Raw genomic sequence first — 17,770 nt, 5'->3', positions numbered from 1 at the left:
TGTTACTCCATATGCCGCTAAAACAGCCCTGCTCTTAGAACCTATACCTGTCTTAATCTTAAGAACTATGGCATCTAAAAATAGATACATATACTTTTCAGTAATTTCTCTCCGATGAAATTTCTTTACATCCTCATCAAGACTTTTTGCTATGTTTGATATTGTTTGAGCTGATACTTCTCCAATAAGTGGTTTTAAGGCTTTAGCTGTAAGTCGTGTTGATGCTCCATAAATAAATATCTGCTTTAGTATCTCATCTATCTGGCTTTGCCTTCTTATGTATCTCTTCCAGTATCCATTCCTACGGTAAACTCTCTCTGGGGTTCTTTCATATTTTTGAGCCCCTGTAAGTGCTGTTATCTCCTCTTGTAATGCTAATTCAATAAACTTTTTCTTCATTAACTTCATTTTTTGTTCAAATTCTTCCCAGAAGGATTCATTAAAATTACTGTTGAATTCTTTCCATAAATCTGGTAATCTTAAATTAGTTAAAGGTTTTTCTTTCATGGGTGTATTCCTCCTTTCTTTGTTTGATTTTTGGTTAAATTAATGGAGGATACACCCTCTTTTATTGCTCTGTCAATTTTACACATAAAAAATTTTACACTACCCATATATAGAAGTTCTTGAACTCGTTTTCGTTGTTTTGGATAAAAATGGAAATATTATTCTAATTAACCAAAAAGGTGCAGAAAAATTAGGCTATACAAAGGAAGAATTGTTAGGGAAAAATTGGTTTGAGACTGTAATCCCTGAAAAGGAAAGGGAAGGCGTTAAAATAGTTTTTGAGAGTGTAATCTCGGGAGAGACTGAAATTGCTGGTTACTTTGAAAATAAAGTTTTAAGAAAAGATGGCTCCGAACGAATTTTTGTCTGGCATAATACTGTTTTAAGAGATGCAAAGGGCAATATAGTTGCTACAGTTAGTGCAGGAGAGGACATAACAGATAAAAAGGTTTATGACGAAAATAGGGAAAAACTCATTAAAGAACTTCAAAAAGCCCTGGAAAACGTAAAAACATTGAAAGGCTTAATTCCAATTTGCGCATGGTGCAAGAAAATAAGAAATGATGAAGGGTACTGGATAAAGCTTGAAACTTATTTAAAAGAACATACAGAAGCAGATTTCTCTCACAGCATCTGCCCTGACTGTTATGAAAAAATGAAAAAGGAAATAGAAGAGACAAGAAAAACTAAAGATATTATTTAAAACTTTTCCCCAATATAAATATACACACACCCATAGCTTAAGGGAATGGCTTTAGGATTTTTAAATCCAGAGTCTTCGAGTAATCTTACAAAATCCCGAGGTTTATAAAATCTCTCAATTGAAGAGCCAAGATATTCATAGGCAGAACGTACAGAAAAAAGGGATGCTATAGCTGGAATTATTTTCTTCAGATAAAACAGATAGGGTTTACGAAATATATTTTCAGGCAGGGAAAATTCAAGAATAACAATTCTTCCTCCGTTTTTAAGTATTCTGTAAATCTCAGCCAGAGCAAGCTTTGTTTCATGCATATTTCTTATTCCAAAAGCACAAGTAACTGCATCAAAACTGTTATTCTTAAAAGGCAGTTGATAACCAGAAGCAACGATAGGATAAAAAAGGCAGTTTTCGAACTTATTTTTTATCTTTTTATTTCCAGCCTTCAACATCTCATAACTTATATCAACACCTACAACTTTAACTCTTTTTTTTAAAATTGCTATGGCAGAGTCTGCTGTGCCTGTTGCAAGATCCAAAACAATCTTTGAACCTTGAACTTTGAACCTTGAATTAAAATTGTTTACTGCCTCTTCTGCCATCTTTTTTCTCCAGATAATATCCTGCCCAAATGAAAGAAGGTGATTTAGGAGGTCATATCTAAGGACAATTCTGTCGAACATTGTTTTTATTGTTTTCTCCTCTTTCATATACATCAGAAATTATAGCATAATAATTTATGTATCTTCGTCCCTTTGATCCTTGGAAAAGTGAACTCTGCACATGTCCACCAAAGTATTCACTGAATCCTTACACAGGATGTGCTCACCGATGCCTTTACTGTTATGCATCCTCATACATAAAAGATTTTTTCCATTTAAGAGAAAAAAGGGCTCTTATTAAAACTCTAAAAAGGGAGATAAAAAAAATTCCTGAAGGTTCTCTGATTTCATTATCCAATACTTCAGATCCCTATCCACCAATAGAAAAAGATAAAGAGATTACAAGAAAATGTCTTGAAATCTTTAAAGAGCATAATATGAGAGTTCTTATCATAACAAAAAGCAATATAGTCTTAAGAGACATTGATTTACTGAAAGAAATCCCTTCCTCTGTGACATTTACAGTAACAACCTTTAAATATGAGAGTTCTCTTGAGCCAAATGCTCCTTCATCCTTTGAGAGACTCAAGGCAGCCGAAAGGGTAAGTAAAGAAGGAATACCTGTTGGCATAAGACTAGACCCAATTATTCCCTATATAAATGAAGATGAGATTGAAAAAATACTTAAGGAGGCAAAAAACTGTGGTGTAAGACACATCACGGCAAGCACCTTTAAACCAAGATGGGATAGTTGGATAAAAATATCTAAAGCTTTTCCTGAAGAAGCTAAAAAAATCAAGGAACTTTATTTCAGAGACGGGAAAAAGTACTCAAACTCCTGGTATTTACCTGAGTCTTTAAGAAAACAATTAATGCTCAAAGTAAGAAAAATATGCGATTCTCTCTCTTTGACTTTTTCTTCATGTAGAGAAGGATTCCCTGAGTTAACCAATGCTCTTAGCTGTGATGGAAGTCATCTGGCTCAGAAGAAAAGTTTTTCTCAAGAACAGGTAGCCACTCTTTTTTAAAATCCTGAAATCTTCCCTCAGCTATGGCAGTTCTCATTTTTTCAAAGAATTTGCAGTAAAAGTAAAGATTATGAATTGTATTAAGCCTCATTGAGAGAATTTCTCTGCACATGTAAAGATGCCTTAAGAAAGCTTTTGTATAGTTTCTGCAGGTATAACAATCACACTCTGGATCAAGAGCAGTTGAATCATCTTTAAACTCACTTCTTTTTATACTTATCCTTCCCCGAGAAGTAAAAAGTGTTCCATTTCTTGCATTTCTTGTTGGCATTACACAGTCAAACATGTCAATCCCATGTTCAACAGCATGAAGGACATCTATTAGGTCACCAACTCCCATCAAATAACGGGGCTTGTCTTCTGGCATTAAAGGAGTAACATTTTTTACCACCCTGTACATATCCTCTTTCGGCTCTCCCACACTTAAACCACCAATAGCATACCCATCAAAACCTATTTTTACGATTTCCTCAAGAGATTTTTCTCTTAAATCATCATAAACTCCACCCTGGATGATACCAAAAAGAGATTGATTGGTTCTTTGTTTTTCAAAGTAGTTTTTACATCGCTCTGCCCAATCCTTTGTGAGTTTTATAGATTTTTCAACATACTGCTTTTCTGCTGGATAGGGAACACATTCATCAAAAACCATCATTATGTCCGAACCCAATGCGATCTGAATCTCAATAGCCCTTTCAGGAGATATAAAATGAAGGGAGCCATCAATATGGGAGCGAAATTCAACTCCCTCTGAGGTTATCTTTCTTAAAGAGGCAAGGCTGTAAATCTGAAATCCACCACTATCTGTAAGAATTGGTCCCTGCCAGTTGATAAATCTGTGAATTCCACCAATTTCTTTAATTGTCTCATGCCCCGGTCTTAGATAGAGATGATAGGTATTTGAGAGTATTATTTCATATCCAATGTCTCTTACTTCCTCTGGAGTCATTGCTTTAACTGTTCCATTTGTTCCAACAGGCATAAAAGCAGGTGTATGAATAACACCCCGTTTTGTTTCAAGCAGAGCTGTGCGGGCAAATCCATCTTTCTTCAGAATTTTAAACTGCATTTAAATATTTTAACAGTTTGAAGAGAATAATAACATTTTTGAAAAACTCTATAAAAAGCAGCTAAAATAAACCATGAACGCAATTAATTTTAAATATCTCCAATCTATATCAAAGAAACATATAGAGAGTATTGAGGAACTTATTTGTGATGAAAGACTTTTAAATCATCTCTGGATAGAGATAATAGTTAATCCAGATATTGTAAATGTTTTGTTCCCTTATGTTGAAAACGCAAAGATTAAAAAAGCATTTGAGGATGCTCTTAGCTGGTATCTTGCCTTTAATTGGATTTTTCCGACAAATATTCCACTGGAACAATTACATAAAAAAGGTATCATATCTTACTATAGAGTAAAGCTCAAAAATTACATGCAAAATAGAAGAAACTTTATCAAAGGTTTAATTCATGAAGGGCTATGCTAAGTTTTACATAGAAAAGATAGAAAATTTTCTAAAGAGCAAAGGAGCTTTTGCTGAAATAATTCTGATTGGAGGACTTGCAATGGAGTTTTACGGAAGTTCCAGATATACAACAGATATTGATGGAGAAATCCAATGCAGTGAAGAAATATACTTTGAGCTGATAGATTTTTTAAAAAATGAGAAACTAAGCTTTAATTTGAGTGAAAATATAAGTGGATGGGGGATAATACCTTTGCCAGAAGGTTATAGAAAAAGAGCTAAAACAGTATATGAAACAGAAAATTTAAGATTGAAAATTCTTGACCCTTTAGATTTTATCTTCAGCAAACTTCTCAGAGGAACAGAAGAAGATTTCAGTGATATTATAAAAATTGTAGAAAAATACAAAATTTCAAAAGATGAAATTCTTAAGAGAGCTAATCTCATTAAATATCCAAAGGATCCGGAGACTCTTTTTTTTAGAAAAAAACTTCAATATCTTATCAGCAAAATAAATCATTACGAAACAAGATAAAAAGTTACTCAGAAGATTAAATCATTTGAAAATTCTTATTGAAAAATTAGTTTTCTATATGTCATATTTATGACATGAATGATAAAGTTGTTATTGTTGGGCAGTCTATTCAAATTCAGAGAGTTCTAACACTCATTGATAAACTCTCAAAAACAGATAGCACTGTTTTAATAATGGGAGAGTCTGGAACAGGTAAAGAGCTTGTTGCGAAGATGATTCATCAGAAAAGTCAAAGAGGTGAAAAACCTTTTATTCCTGTAAACTGTGCTGCCATACCTTCAGAACTTCTTGAAGCAGAACTTTTTGGATACGAAAAAGGAGCTTTCACAGGAGCTTCCACTACCCGTCAGGGAAGATTTGAACTTGCCAATGAAGGCACAATCTTTCTTGACGAGATAGGTGATATGCCACTTCATCTTCAGGTAAAGATATTGAGAGTAATTCAGGACAGAAGCTTTGAAAGAATAGGAGGAACGAAATCTATACAGGTTGATGTCCGAATCATAGCAGCCACAAACAAAAATTTAGAAAATGAAGTAAAAGAAGGAAGGTTCAGAGAAGACCTTTTCTGGAGACTGAATGTTGTTCCTGTGGTAATTCCTCCTTTAAGGGAAAGAAAAGAAGATATTCCACTTCTCTGTGACTATTTTATTGATAAATTTTCAAAAAAATTTGGTTATTCACTCAAAATTAACTCACAGGTGATGGAGATTTTCTTAAACTATCACTGGCCTGGAAATGTTAGAGAACTTGAAAATTTAATTGAAAGACTTTATGTTTTAAATGATGGTGGAACAGTAAGCGTCGAAGACATTCCTGAAAGAATAAGATTTGGCGAGAATTTACTTCCAAAGGCAGTCTCCGACGACTTAAACCCCTTTAGTTCTGGAATAGATCTTAACGAAGTTTTAAGGGATTACGAGAAAAAATTAATTCTACACGCACTAAACTTAAATGGATGGGTTAAAAGCAGAGCAGCAAAGTATCTGAATATTAATAGGACAACACTCATTGAAAAGATGAAAAGACTTGGAATAAAAGACAATGAAAACTTTGATTAGCATCATTCTCATTTTTTTTATTTCTGCTTTTGCCTATGCAGAAGATCCTCTTAAAAGAGGTGAAGATTTTTTAAAAACTGAAAACTACTTGCAGGCAAAGGAGTTTTTTAAGAAATTCATTGAAGACCCCAAACTTGCAGACAGAGCTCTTTTGGGGCTTGCAAAGGCAGAATACTTTTTAGGAAATTACTATGAGGTAACAATTCCTCTAAAGCGACTTTTGAGAGATTTTAAAGATTCTCCAACTTTGAATGAAGCAAATCTCTATATGGGATTAACCTATTTAAAGTTAGGAAAACTAAAAGAAGCAGAGCAATATCTTGAGAAAGTTCAACAACCTTTTGAAAAACAGGCATTGATTGGCAAAGGCTGGGTGGCTTTTTACAAAGGTGATTTGAAAACAGTAGAGGCAGTCCTTCAAAAACTTGATAAAAAAGATTTCAATGAGCCAGAAACAGCACTTTTGAGGATAAAATACCTTGCTGCCATAGGCAAAACAGAAGAAGCTCTAAAGGAGTTCAATAAAAATGTGAAACTGAAACAAACTATTTATGAACTTGATAGGGCTGACATTTTAATAAAAGCAAAGAAATTTTCAGAGGCAGAAAATGTTTTGAAAAAATACATTGAAAAATCAAAAAAACTCTATGATACTGTTAAAGCGAAAAGAATGCTATTTGACATTTATCTTGAGCAGGGGAAAACTCAAGAAGCACTGAAAATAGGAAAAGAGATTTATTTTTATATACCTAATGATGATGTTAAGTTGAAGATTTATTCGATATACATGAACATTAAAGACTATGATGAGGCATTAAAAATGCTTTTCGTATTTAGAGATAGAAAGCTTAAAAACGAAAAAATTGAGGATTTTTTAAAAACTGTTATGCACGACAATCCTCAAAAAGCTTCAGATTATATCGTTAAAATCTATCCTTTTTTATCTGCAGATTCAGCTTTACTTTCTCAGGCAGCTCAATTTCTCATTTCTCAGGGAAAATACAGGGAAGCTAAAAATCTGCTGAGAAAAATTCAGACAGGACCAAGAAAGGCAGAAGCAATCATTCCTTACTCAAAAATTTTGATAAAAGAGGGTAATCTCAAAGAGGCGAAGAAAATTTTAGAGTCTGTTAAAGATAAAAATCCTGAAGCAACTGCCCTTTATGCACAGATACTTGACAGGGAAGGAGACAGGCAAACTGCACTCACTTTACTAAGAAAAATTTCAAAATCAATAAAAGACCCTGAAATTTTAACCCTTCTTGGAGATCTTGAATACTCAAATGGAGATAGCAAAAAAGCCATTCACTACTGGCTTGAAGCATCTAAACTTGGTAATGCAGAGGCGTCCCTTAAAGCAGCTGACTACTTTTATCTTTCAAAAAAAATAAAAGAAGCAGTTAAGTACTACAAAAGAGCAATAGACACTGGAATAAAGGACAGCAATTCTCTGATGTGGGCATATTATCAGTATGGAAAGCTTGCTCCTGACAAAACATATCTTGAAAAAGTTGCAAATTCAGGCGGACAACTCTCAGAAGCAGCAAAGGCACTTCTTCATAAGCCATGAAAGAGCTTTTAAATGAAGCAATATTAAAGATTAACACAGCCTCAGAAGCTTTAATAAAATATTACAGCCTTCTTGAGGAAAAAGTCAGGCTTCTTACTGAGGAAGTTGAGCAGAAAAAAAGACTCCTAAGCAGCATAATTGAAAGCATTGACATAGCTGTTGTATTTTTTGACAGTGAAGGTGTCATCAGATTAATCAATAGGGCAGGAGAGAAACTTTTTAATGTTAAAGCAGAAGATGTTATAGGCAAAAGAGAATTGCCTATAAAAATAGAAGGTGATCTCATTTATCCCAATTCTAAAAAGCCTTTTTATGCAATAGTTTCTCAATCAGATGTTGTTGACTCAGAAGGAAACAAGATAGGACATGTCTTTCTCTGTAAAGATATTACAAGAATAAAAGAACTTGAAGCAGAAAATGAGAGAAACAGAAGACTCAGTGCAATGGGTTCTCTTGTTATGAAAATAGCTCATGAAATAAGAAATCCTCTTGGAAGTATTGAACTTTTTGCCAATATGATAGCTGAAGACCTGAAAGAGTCAATTCATGGAGATTATGCAAAAAGGATTTCAAGTTCTGTTAAGATGTTAAGAAATACCCTTGAAAACATGCTCAGCTTTACAAGAGGAATTGTTCCAAAAAAAAGTCCTGTATGCCTGAATGATTTGATTAATGAGATAATTAATGACTTTCATGAACTCTTCACAAGAGCCTCAATTGAGATAGAAAATAGAATAAAAGATAAAATTTTTCTCAATCTTGATTATGCTCTTATTAGGCAGGCTTTGATAAATATTATTGTTAATGCCTATCAGGCAATGCCAGAAGGTGGAAAAATTATATTTGATGCATTCAATGATGTAGAATTTGTCAAAATCAGTATAAAAGATACAGGTCATGGAATTGACAGTGAGATAGTTGAAAGAATCTTTGATCCATTCTTTTCCACAAAAGATAGAGGTACAGGACTTGGTTTGAGTATAACACAGAGCATAGTCTCTGCTCATTCAGGGAAAATAGAGGTAAAAAGCGAAATTAATGCAGGCACAGAATTTGCAATTTATTTACCTTTGAGATGAAGTCAGTTCTGATAATAGATGATGAACCTGACATGGGCTTTGCCCTTAAAGAGGCAATGTCCCGTTTTGGTTTTAATCCTCAATTTTATAGAGACCCAACTCATGTTCTTTCAACAGTTAATCTAAGTGATTTTTCGCTGATAATAACCGATGTAAAGATGCCAAAGATGAATGGTTTAGAGTTTCTCGCTGAGATAAGGAAAAGAGGCATCTATACTCCTGTAATTGTAATTACAGGATATGGCTCAGTTGAGGATGCTGTAAAAGCAATGAAACTTGGTGCAGTAGACTACATCATGAAACCATTTTCAATGGATACTCTTAAATCTCTTGTTTTCAGACTTATTCCTGAAGAGAGTGAAATTGTAGCGGAATCAAAGCAGATGAGAAGGATTCTTGAAATTGCAAGAGAGATAGCAAAAACAGATATTACAGTTCTGCTTACAGGAGAAAGCGGAGTTGGTAAAGAGGTCATCGCAAGATATATTCACAGACACAGTCCAAGAGCAAATCAACCTTTTGTAGCAATAAATTGTGCAGCTATAACTGAAACACTTCTTGAAGCAGAACTTTTTGGACACGAAAAAGGAGCTTTCACAGGAGCTTCGGAAAGAAAACCTGGCAAATTTGAACTTGCCAATAAAGGAACAATTCTTCTTGATGAAATAAGTGAGATGGCATATAGGCTTCAGGCAAAGCTGTTGAGAGTCATTCAGGAAAAAGAAGTTGACCGAGTTGGTGGGACAAAGCCTATTCCAGTAGATGTGAGAATCATCGCAACAACTAACAGAGATCTGTGGGAAGAAGTAAAAAAAGGAAATTTCAGGGAAGATCTTTTTTACAGAATAAATGTTTTTCCAATAAGAATTCCTCCTCTCAGAGAAAGAACTGAGGATATAATTCCACTTGCTGAGTTTTTCGTAAAGAGACTCTCAAATAAGATGTCAAAAAGTTTTACAATTACAGAGGAGATGAAAAAATATCTGCTTGACAGACAATGGCAGGGAAATGTTAGAGAGCTTGAAAACTTTATATATAGAACTGCTGTACTCAGTACAGATGGGCAGTTGAGAGTTCCGGAAGATGAGGTCTTTTATGAAGAGAAAAAATCATTAAAAGCTGGCAGAATAAAGGATGCAGAAAAAGATCTAATAATCGATGCCCTTAAAAAAACTGGAGGAAATCGCACAAAAGCGGCAAAAATTCTTGGAATAAGCGTAAGAACACTGCGAAATAAGATAAACGAATATGGACTTAAAGATCTATAATTTCGGCATCAATTTTGCTTAAATTTTTAATGAGGGTGGAGAAATATGGATAATTCAATAAAAATTCTTGAAAAAATAATGGACTTATGTACCTACAGGCAAAAAATTCTCGCCTCTAACATAGCAAATGCAGACACTCCTGGTTACAAGGCAAAGGATATAAATTTCAAAGAAGAGTTAAAAAAAGCAGTTGAAGATGGAACTTCCAGTTTTGAAATCATCGAATCACCGACAACAATGCCAAACAGAGATGGGAATACTGTTAATATAGAAGTAGAGATGACAAAAGTGGCAGAGACGATGCTTATGTATAATACGGCAACACAACTTCTTTCAACAAGAATTCGCATGCTTAAAGATGCAATTAAAGGAGGTAGATGATGAAAGATCTTTTTTTACCTCTTAAAGTATCGGCAACAGGGCTTGAAGCACAAAAAATAAGACTCAATGTTATTGCATCAAATCTTGCAAATATTAATTCTACAAGAACTCCTGAAGGAGGTCCCTATCGCAGAAAGGATGTTTTATTTATCACTTACATGTATGATCAGATTTCTCAGGGTGTTGATGTTTACAAAATAGTTGAAGATCCAAGACCGCCGAGGCTTGTTTATGAACCATCACATCCTGATGCAGATAAAGACGGATATGTAAGATATCCAAATGTAAATCCAATGGAGGAAATGATCAATCTTATTTCTGCATCAAGGGCATATGAGGCAAATCTTACAATGATAAACTCATACAAGGATATGTTCATGAGAACCGTTGATATATTAAAGGTTTAGGAGGTTTATAGATGACAGAGATAAAAAACATAAGTGAAATTTTAGGGAAGAGTCTGGAAGAGCTAAAAAATTTAAAGGGTGCTCAAAAAGAATCTTTTGAACAGGTTCTAAAGGATGCTATAAAGGAAGCTTCTCAGATAGAAAAAGAAGCTCAAAATGCAATTGAAGCCTTTGCCAAGGGTGAATTAAGCATTCATCAAGTTGTTATGGCAATGCAAAAGGCTGACCTTACACTTCAGACACTAATTCAGGTCAGAAACAAGGTTATAACAGCATATGAAGAAATTTCTCGTATGCAGGTTTAGTAAAAAATGCCACTTACAGACAGAATAAAAACAACCATAGAAAATATCAAAAACATGCCTCTTAACAGAAAGCTTGCTCTTGCCGGTCTTGTTGTTATTGTTTTTGCCATGCTTTTAACTTTACTTCTATGGTTACCAAAACAGGATTACCAGATTTTATACACAAATCTTACTGCAGAAGACGCAGGAAATGTAATAAATAAGCTAAAAGAGAAAAAAGTGCCCTATCAGGTTAAAGACAACGCAATCTATGTTCCTTCAGACAAAGTTCATGAACTAAGACTTGAACTAGCTGCTCAAGGAATTCCATCAGGAGGTGGAGTAGGCTTTGAAATATTTGACAAAACTCAGATAGGACTTACAGAGTTTTCTCAACGTGTAAACTATATAAGGGCTCTCCAGGGTGAACTTCAAAGAACAATAAAGCAACTTCAAGAAGTTGATCAGGTAAGAGTTCATATAGCAATTCCAGAAAAAACAATTTTTACAGAAAAGGAAGACCATCCAACAGCCTCTGTTGTGCTCAAACTCAAGCCAGGCAGAAGTCTCTCAAAAGAACAGGTCTCAAGCATAATCCATCTTGTATCAAGCAGTGTAGAAGGTCTTTCTCCTCAGTATGTAACTGTCGTTGACCAATACGGAAATCTTCTTTCTGCACCTAAAGATCCTGCGCAACTTGTTGATGCCACCCAGATTGAATATAAAAGAAACATTGAAAAAACATACGAGAAAAATATTCAAAGTATGCTTGAAAATATCGTTGGAAAAGGAAAGGCAATTGTAAGGGTCTCTGCTGATATTGATTTTTCAAAAGTTGAAAAACTTGAAGAAAAGTTTGATCCTGACACAATTGCTATCAGACAGGAACAGCGCATGCAGGAAAAAACAATGGGTCCTCAAACAGGAGGAATTCCAGGAGTTCTTTCAAATCAGCCCGGTCAGGCTGCTCAGACAACTACTCAAAGTGTACAGTCTCAAAAACAACAAGAAAATATAAACTACGAAGTTAGTAAAACTATAAGTAAAATCTTACAATCTACAGGACAGATAAAAAAATTATCAGTGGCAGTTTTGGTTGATGGAACATACAAGGAAGAAAAAGGGAAAAAAGTTTATGTTCCAAGAAGTGAGGAGGAAGTTAAAAAATATCAAGAGCTTGTTCAGGCAGCTATCGGATATAATAAAGAAAGAGGTGATTATGTAATAGTTGAAAGCATGCCCTTTGAAGTTATACCAGAGGAAAAACCAGGGATTGATTACATTGGTCTGGCAAAAATGATTCTCAAATATCTAATACCGATAATTATAGTTTTGTTGATAATTCTATTTATCGTAAAACCATTAATTGAATTACTCAAAAAACCTGTTGAGAAAAAAGTTTTAGAAAAAGAGGTTATCATATCTGAAGAAGCCGTTCCTTCAGTGTCAGAGAGGGATATAAAAGAAGAAATTAGAGAAATAGCTAAAACTAATCCAAAGAAAGTTGTTGCAATTCTTAGAGAATGGATAAGTGAGTAAATGAGAAAATTTTCAGGTATAGAAAAAGTAGCAGCTTTTCTTTCCATAATTGGGGAAGATGCGGCAACAGAACTTTTTAAACATTTTGATCCAATAGAACTTGCCCGAATTATTCCCATGATGTCAAGGATAAAACTTACCCCAGAGGAAGCAGAGGCAATACTTAAAGAATTTTCAGAAAAAATCGGTGCAGCTCCTGTAACAGTTGACGAAGAATACATAAAAACAATTCTTACAAAAGCTTTTGGAGAAGAACAGGCTGCAAAACTCATAAGTAAGATTGAAAGTGGAGCGAGTGCTTTTGATATTCTCAGATGGCTTGACTCAGCATCAATTGCAACAATGCTTCAGAGAGAGCATCCTCAAACAATTGCAATAGTGCTTGCTCATCTGGAGCCAACTCAGGCAGCTGAAGTTTTAAGTAAGTTTCCAGAACAGCTTAAAATAGAAGTCTCTGAAAGAATAGCAAATCTTGATCAAATTTCTCCTACAATTTTGAGTGAATTAGAAGATGTTTTACAGAGTCAACTTCGCTCATATACACAGTCAAGAAGAATTGGTGGTGTAAAAACAGTTGCTGAAATACTTAATCAACTGGATAGAACAAGTGAAGAACTTATTCTCAAAAACATTGAGGAAAAAGATCCAATTTTGGCTGAAGAAATAAGAAAACTGATGTTTACATTTGAAGACCTTCTTTATGTTGATGACAGAGGAATTCAGACAATTCTTAAAGAAGTTTCAACTGATGATCTTGCACTGGCACTCAAAATGGCTTCTGACGAACTAAAAGAGAAAATCTTCAAAAATATGTCAAGTAGAGCAGTTGAGATACTCAAGGAAGAGATGGAAGCAAAAGGACCAGTTAGAGTTAGTGATATAGAAAAAGCTCAAATGAATATTGTAAGAGTAGCAAGAAAACTTGAGGAAGAAGGCAAAATAGTAGTTGCCAAGAGAGGAGGAGAGGCAGTTGTCACCTGAAGAAATAAAACCTTATACACTTCTTTCCTTTGATGAAAAATCACCTGAAAACAATGATAACAAACTTAACAGAGGAAAAAATATAAAGGAAAGTTATGATGAGGGTTTTAAAAAAGGTTATGCTGAAGGAGTTAAAAAAGGCTATGAAGCAGGATTTAATGAAGGGTTCGCAAAAGGTTATAAAGAAGGGTTAGAAAAAAGTCAGAATGAAATAAAAGAGAGAACAAATGAAGTTGTAATGGTCATAGAAATTTTTAAAAAGATTATTCAAGAACTGAAAGAATTTAAACAGAAGCAGATAGAGTTTTTTCTTCCACAAATCTTAAAACTCTCGTTTAAGATAGCTGAAAAAGTGGTGGCAACAAAAATCTCACTTGACAGAGAAGTTACTTTATCAATAGTTAAAGATGCTCTGGAATCAGTTCCAATAAACGAGGAAAAAATAATTATAAAAGTTCATCCCGACGATTATAGTCTTATCTCTAAAAAGATTGGAGAGCTTGAAATTGACAGCACACGCTTTCAAATAGAACCATCAACTGAAGTTACTAAGGGAGGCTGTTCAATAGAGACTCAATCACAGCATATAGTCTCAACAATTGAGCAAAGACTCAAGGAGATAGAAAATGCTCTCAATTCAGTCCTTTCTCAATGAGGCTGAAAAAGTTTTAGAACAAACAAATCCTGTAAAAATTTATGGTAAAGTAACAAAGGCTGTTGGACTCATTGTTGAGAGTGTTGGTATAACTGCAAGTATTGGAGATATATGTGAGATAATTACTGATGAAAATACTGTTGAAGCTGAGGTCGTAGGATTTAAGAATGGAACAGTTTTGCTTTCTCCTCTTGGTGAGATCTATGGAATCAGAACAGGAGCAAGAATTGCTGTAAAAGGCAAACAGAGCTATATTCCTATAAGCAATGAGATTCTTGGGAGAATAATTGATGGAACAGGAAATCCTATTGATGGTAGAGAACCGCTAAGAGGTAAACCTTTCCCAATTTACAGGGAAGCCTTAAATCCTCTTGAAAGAGAAATCATTAAAGAACCTCTTGATCTCGGAATTAGAGCGATAAATTCATTGATAACATGCGGTAAGGGACAAAAGATAGGAATTATGGCAGGAAGTGGAGTTGGAAAAAGTGTTCTTCTTGGAATGATTGCGAAATATACAGCTGCAGATGTAAATGTGATAGCACTCATTGGTGAGCGCGGAAGAGAAGTAAGAGAGTTTATTGAGAATGATCTGGGAGAGGAAGGATTAAAAAAGTCAGTTGTAGTTGTTTCAACATCTGATACCCCAGCACTGGCAAGAATTAGAGGAGCTTTTCTGGCAACTGCAATAGCAGAGTACTTTAGAGAAAAAGGAAAAGATGTCCTCTTACTTATGGACTCACTTACCCGTTTTGCAATGGCTCAGAGAGAAATAGGGCTTGCTGCAGGTGAACCTCCTACAATGAAAGGATATCCTCCAAGTGTTTTCAATTTGATGCCTAAACTTCTTGAAAGAGTTGGGGTTACCAAAAATGGTGGCTCAATAACAGGAATATATACAGTTCTTGTTGAAGGAGACGACCTTACGGATCCTGTTGCTGATGCTGCAAGATCGATTCTTGATGGTCATATAGTACTAAGTAGAGAACTTGCAAACAGGAACCACTATCCAGCAATTGATATACTTAAAAGTATTAGCAGATTAATGAAAGATATAATTGATGAAAAACACCTTAAATATTCTCAGAGACTTTTGGAAGTTCTTGCAACCTATGCAAGATATGAGGACATTATAAGTATTGGTGCCTATAAGGAAGGAACAAATCCTCAGGTTGATTACGCAATTAAGATGATTGACAAAATAAATAACTTCTTGAGGCAGGATTTAAACGAAAAGGTTAGTTTTCAGGAAAGCCTTGATCAGCTTTACAGTTTATTTGAATAACGATGAATACGAATACACTAAATATGATATTAAAATTGAAGCAGTGGCAGGAAGAACTTGAAAAACAGAAATTCGTAGAAATGCTTTCAGAGAGACACAAACTGGAACTATATCTAAAAGAACTTAAGGGAAGATTGGATTCGGTTACATTTCTCAAAGAGGCAACTTCAGAAAAAATTGTTTCAATCTTCGATGAAATCCAGTATCTTACAAATCAATTGATTGAAGTTCAGGAATTAATAAAAAAAATAGATGAGGAAGTTGAAAAGCAGAGACAACTTTATGAAGAAGCCTTTAAAGAGAGAAAAAAGATTGAGCAACTTTATGATAAACTCATTACCACAATAAAGATGCAAAGAGAAAAATTGGAAGAAAAACTTATCTTAGATGTTTTCACAGGCAGAATAAGGAGCGAATAATGTTTAAAAAAGCAGTTATTTTTGCCGTATTAATTCTCGTTTTAGGAATAGCTGCAGGCACCTTAATTGGTCAACAGACATCAACTAAACAGGCTACATCCATAGAGGAAGAAAGATTAAAAATACTTCAGGAAGACCTTGCTAAAAAAACTGAGGAGTTAAAAAAACTTAAAAGTGAAATTGAAGCAAAGATAAAACAACAGGAGGAAATTAAAGCCCAACTTGAAAGAGCACAACAGGAGAACTATCAAAGACTTGCAAAGATATACGAATCTATGCCTCCTGAAGAAGCTGCAGCCAGAATTGAAAAACTTGACAATGAAACTGCAGTAACTCTTCTTCTTGCAATAAAGCCCCGTCAGGCAGGGAAAATTCTTGCCAATGTATCACCTGAAAAGGCTGCAGTACTGTCTAAAAGAATGGTGGAAATAAAAGAAAAAGCATCCAGGTAGGAAATTTTTTCCTCCTTTAATCAATCTTTTCAATAGAAAAATTCTCAAAAATTAACACATTAAGACTGGCACATAGTTTGTATTGTATTTTTGCATGATACTACCAACAAACATAGATATGAATAGCTTAAACTTAATTAACCAAAATTCTACTGCTTCAACAAAACAACTGGCAGGATTTGAAGATATCTTAAATGAACTTTTTAAAATCCTCTTTGAAAATCAAAAAAACTCAACTAATAATTCAGTAAACTATAACTTTTTTGTTTTTCCCTTTCCCTTTTTACAAACACAGGAAATTACATTTACCCAGACTCAGATTGAACAACTTCCACAGGACCTAAAACTCTCTCTTCTCAACCTTTTTAAATCAGGGCAGATAGATATGAAGGAACTAAAAAGTGTTTTGCAAAATTTACATCTCAATAAAAGTGAATTTCAAAATTTGATTGAAAAAATTGATTTAAAAAACCTATCAAATCAGGTAAACAATCAGACAGATGATTCCGTTAATCAACTAAACTCTTTAGAACCTCTAAAAGCCAGGCTGAGTCATTCTTTAGAGTTATCTAAATTAGACCAGAATGAGTTTCCAGTTAAAGACTCAGTTGTTATTAATGAATCTACATCAAAAAATCAAAGCAACAACTCAAAAATATTGATAGAAAAAAGTCTAACGATTGAAAATGACACAAAACTAAATATTTTTCACACGATTCAAAGTAAAAGTAGTGATATAAATGATGTTCAACAAAAGGTTGAACTGCCTTTTACTCAGCTAAAGGAAATCTCAAATATAGTTTTCAAAGCTCTATCAAACTCTCAGAAAACACTTATAGTACAGCTTGAACCACCAGAGCTTGGCAAAATACTAATTAAGCTTTCCATGGATAATGCAGGTATCAGGGCTGATATGAAAGTTGACTATCCCCATGTTAAGGAAGCTCTTACAGGACTTATTCCTGAAATCAAGAGTAATCTTCAATCTTCAGGAGTAAAGGTATCTGATTTTCTGCTTGATTTAATGAAGGAAAATCGTGGATACTCCGATTCATACAATGGTCAGGGACAGAGAAAACACAAAGGTAATCAGAAATTTTTTGAGTATTTCGTATAAAAGGAGGAACTAAAATGGCAGATTTAACAACAATATTTGACAATCCACTTTACACGGTGCAACCGAAATCAAATGCTACCGGCAATAACAATATAGACAAAGAGGCATTTTTAAAACTTCTCACAGCACAGCTTAAGTATCAGGATCCTCTAAATCCATTGGATAATGTAGAGTTCATGGGACAGCTTACAATGTTTTCGGCACTTGAACAGGTTATGAATATAAACAAAACACTTGAAGATCTATCAACCTATCAGATTTACTCAAATGCATTAATGGTTGGCTCAACAATAATAGGAAAAACAGTTACAACCACTGACGGCAGGGAATATGTGGTAAAAGGAATTGCTATTGAAGAGGGTAAACTTAAGATAAACATTGGTGATGATTATATTTCCATGAATCAGATTAAAGAGATAAAAGCCTAA

General features: G+C 34.3%; 22 protein-coding genes. 19 read left to right on the top strand and 3 right to left on the bottom strand.

Features of this window, described 5'->3' with window-relative positions; genetic code table 11:
- The coding region (locus TAGGR_RS03195) for a transposase (protein WP_173636694.1) at window positions 1–507 on the bottom strand (507 nt) is incomplete at its 3' end.
- Between the two features lie 91 nt (window positions 508–598).
- Between TAGGR_RS03195 and TAGGR_RS03190 the strand changes: the two genes are divergently transcribed.
- Window positions 599–1,210 (top strand): PAS domain-containing protein, encoded by a 612-nt coding sequence (locus TAGGR_RS03190; RefSeq protein WP_082673537.1) that lies wholly within the window; start codon window positions 599–601, stop codon window positions 1,208–1,210.
- Here the strand turns inward: TAGGR_RS03190 and TAGGR_RS03185 are convergent.
- Window positions 1,207–1,917, bottom strand: coding sequence for a ubiquinone/menaquinone biosynthesis methyltransferase (locus TAGGR_RS03185; RefSeq protein ID WP_059175910.1), 711 nt, complete (start codon window positions 1,915–1,917; stop codon window positions 1,207–1,209). The genes TAGGR_RS03190 and TAGGR_RS03185 overlap by 4 nt on opposite strands.
- Window positions 1,918–1,946: 29 nt before the next feature.
- Here TAGGR_RS03185 and TAGGR_RS03180 point away from each other — a divergent pair, with 29 nt between their 5' ends.
- Entirely contained in the window at window positions 1,947–2,837 is an 891-nt protein-coding gene (locus TAGGR_RS03180; protein WP_059175909.1) for an SPL family radical SAM protein, read from the top strand.
- Here the strand turns inward: TAGGR_RS03180 and tgt are convergent.
- Window positions 2,767–3,906 carry a tRNA guanosine(34) transglycosylase Tgt gene (gene tgt / locus TAGGR_RS03175; protein WP_059175908.1) on the bottom strand — a complete coding sequence of 380 codons (1,140 nt, stop codon included), beginning with the start codon at window positions 3,904–3,906 and terminating at the stop codon, window positions 2,767–2,769. The genes TAGGR_RS03180 and tgt overlap by 71 nt on opposite strands.
- A gap of 73 nt (window positions 3,907–3,979) precedes the next feature.
- On the opposite strand from tgt, the gene TAGGR_RS03170 reads away from it, so the two are divergent.
- From TAGGR_RS03170 to TAGGR_RS03090, 17 genes are all read left to right on the top strand, one after another.
- On the top strand, window positions 3,980–4,330 hold the full coding sequence (locus tag TAGGR_RS03170) for a hypothetical protein (RefSeq protein ID WP_059175907.1): 351 nt from the start codon (window positions 3,980–3,982) through the stop codon (window positions 4,328–4,330).
- Window positions 4,314–4,844, top strand: coding sequence for a DUF6036 family nucleotidyltransferase (locus TAGGR_RS03165; protein ID WP_059175906.1), 531 nt, complete (start codon window positions 4,314–4,316; stop codon window positions 4,842–4,844). Before TAGGR_RS03170 ends, TAGGR_RS03165 begins: the two co-directional genes overlap by 17 nt.
- 74 nt (window positions 4,845–4,918) lie before the next feature.
- Window positions 4,919–5,905, top strand: coding sequence for a sigma-54 interaction domain-containing protein (locus tag TAGGR_RS03160; RefSeq protein ID WP_059175905.1), 987 nt, complete (start codon window positions 4,919–4,921; stop codon window positions 5,903–5,905).
- Window positions 5,889–7,475 carry a tetratricopeptide repeat protein gene (locus TAGGR_RS03155; RefSeq protein WP_059175904.1) on the top strand — a complete coding sequence of 529 codons (1,587 nt, stop codon included), beginning with the start codon at window positions 5,889–5,891 and terminating at the stop codon, window positions 7,473–7,475. Before TAGGR_RS03160 ends, TAGGR_RS03155 begins: the two co-directional genes overlap by 17 nt.
- Window positions 7,472–8,554 (top strand): two-component system sensor histidine kinase NtrB, encoded by a 1,083-nt coding sequence (locus tag TAGGR_RS03150; RefSeq protein WP_059175903.1) that lies wholly within the window; start codon window positions 7,472–7,474, stop codon window positions 8,552–8,554. The genes TAGGR_RS03155 and TAGGR_RS03150 overlap by 4 nt, the downstream gene beginning before the upstream one ends.
- Complete coding sequence (locus TAGGR_RS03145; protein WP_059175902.1) at window positions 8,551–9,822, top strand: sigma-54-dependent transcriptional regulator; 1,272 nt, start codon at window positions 8,551–8,553, stop codon at window positions 9,820–9,822. The genes TAGGR_RS03150 and TAGGR_RS03145 overlap by 4 nt, the downstream gene beginning before the upstream one ends.
- 45 nt (window positions 9,823–9,867) lie before the next feature.
- A complete protein-coding gene (gene flgB, locus TAGGR_RS03140; protein ID WP_059175901.1) occupies window positions 9,868–10,203 on the top strand; it encodes a flagellar basal body rod protein FlgB in 336 nt (111 codons plus the stop codon).
- Window positions 10,203–10,610 (top strand): flagellar basal body rod protein FlgC, encoded by a 408-nt coding sequence (gene flgC, locus TAGGR_RS03135; RefSeq protein WP_059175900.1) that lies wholly within the window; start codon window positions 10,203–10,205, stop codon window positions 10,608–10,610. Before flgB ends, flgC begins: the two co-directional genes overlap by 1 nt.
- Window positions 10,611–10,621: 11 nt before the next feature.
- On the top strand, window positions 10,622–10,915 hold the full coding sequence (gene fliE, locus TAGGR_RS03130; protein WP_059175899.1) for a flagellar hook-basal body complex protein FliE: 294 nt from the start codon (window positions 10,622–10,624) through the stop codon (window positions 10,913–10,915).
- Window positions 10,916–10,921: 6 nt separating this feature from the next.
- Entirely contained in the window at window positions 10,922–12,433 is a 1,512-nt protein-coding gene (gene fliF / locus TAGGR_RS03125) for a flagellar basal-body MS-ring/collar protein FliF (protein WP_059175898.1), read from the top strand.
- The gene (gene fliG / locus TAGGR_RS03120) at window positions 12,434–13,414 is read left to right on the top strand and encodes a flagellar motor switch protein FliG (protein WP_059175897.1); all 981 of its coding nucleotides are present in this window, start codon (window positions 12,434–12,436) and stop codon (window positions 13,412–13,414) included. It begins immediately after the preceding gene.
- Window positions 13,404–14,069 carry a FliH/SctL family protein gene (locus TAGGR_RS03115; RefSeq protein ID WP_059175896.1) on the top strand — a complete coding sequence of 222 codons (666 nt, stop codon included), beginning with the start codon at window positions 13,404–13,406 and terminating at the stop codon, window positions 14,067–14,069. The genes fliG and TAGGR_RS03115 overlap by 11 nt, the downstream gene beginning before the upstream one ends.
- Complete coding sequence (locus TAGGR_RS03110) at window positions 14,041–15,354, top strand: FliI/YscN family ATPase (protein ID WP_059175895.1); 1,314 nt, start codon at window positions 14,041–14,043, stop codon at window positions 15,352–15,354. The genes TAGGR_RS03115 and TAGGR_RS03110 overlap by 29 nt, the downstream gene beginning before the upstream one ends.
- 35 nt (window positions 15,355–15,389) lie before the next feature.
- A complete protein-coding gene (locus tag TAGGR_RS03105) occupies window positions 15,390–15,773 on the top strand; it encodes a hypothetical protein (protein ID WP_161936160.1) in 384 nt (127 codons plus the stop codon).
- Complete coding sequence (locus tag TAGGR_RS03100) at window positions 15,773–16,225, top strand: MotE family protein (RefSeq protein ID WP_059175893.1); 453 nt, start codon at window positions 15,773–15,775, stop codon at window positions 16,223–16,225. Before TAGGR_RS03105 ends, TAGGR_RS03100 begins: the two co-directional genes overlap by 1 nt.
- 94 nt (window positions 16,226–16,319) lie before the next feature.
- Window positions 16,320–17,342 (top strand): flagellar hook-length control protein FliK, encoded by a 1,023-nt coding sequence (locus TAGGR_RS03095; protein ID WP_082673535.1) that lies wholly within the window; start codon window positions 16,320–16,322, stop codon window positions 17,340–17,342.
- Window positions 17,343–17,356: 14 nt separating this feature from the next.
- Window positions 17,357–17,770, top strand: a complete 414-nt coding sequence (locus TAGGR_RS03090) for a flagellar hook assembly protein FlgD (RefSeq protein WP_059175891.1) — start codon at window positions 17,357–17,359, stop codon at window positions 17,768–17,770.

The organism is Thermodesulfovibrio aggregans (assembly GCF_001514535.1).
Classification (GTDB): Bacteria; Nitrospirota; Thermodesulfovibrionia; order Thermodesulfovibrionales; family Thermodesulfovibrionaceae; genus Thermodesulfovibrio; species Thermodesulfovibrio aggregans.
Note: the sequence above shows the minus strand (reverse complement) of the source record. Positions and strands in the feature narration are given on the sequence as shown.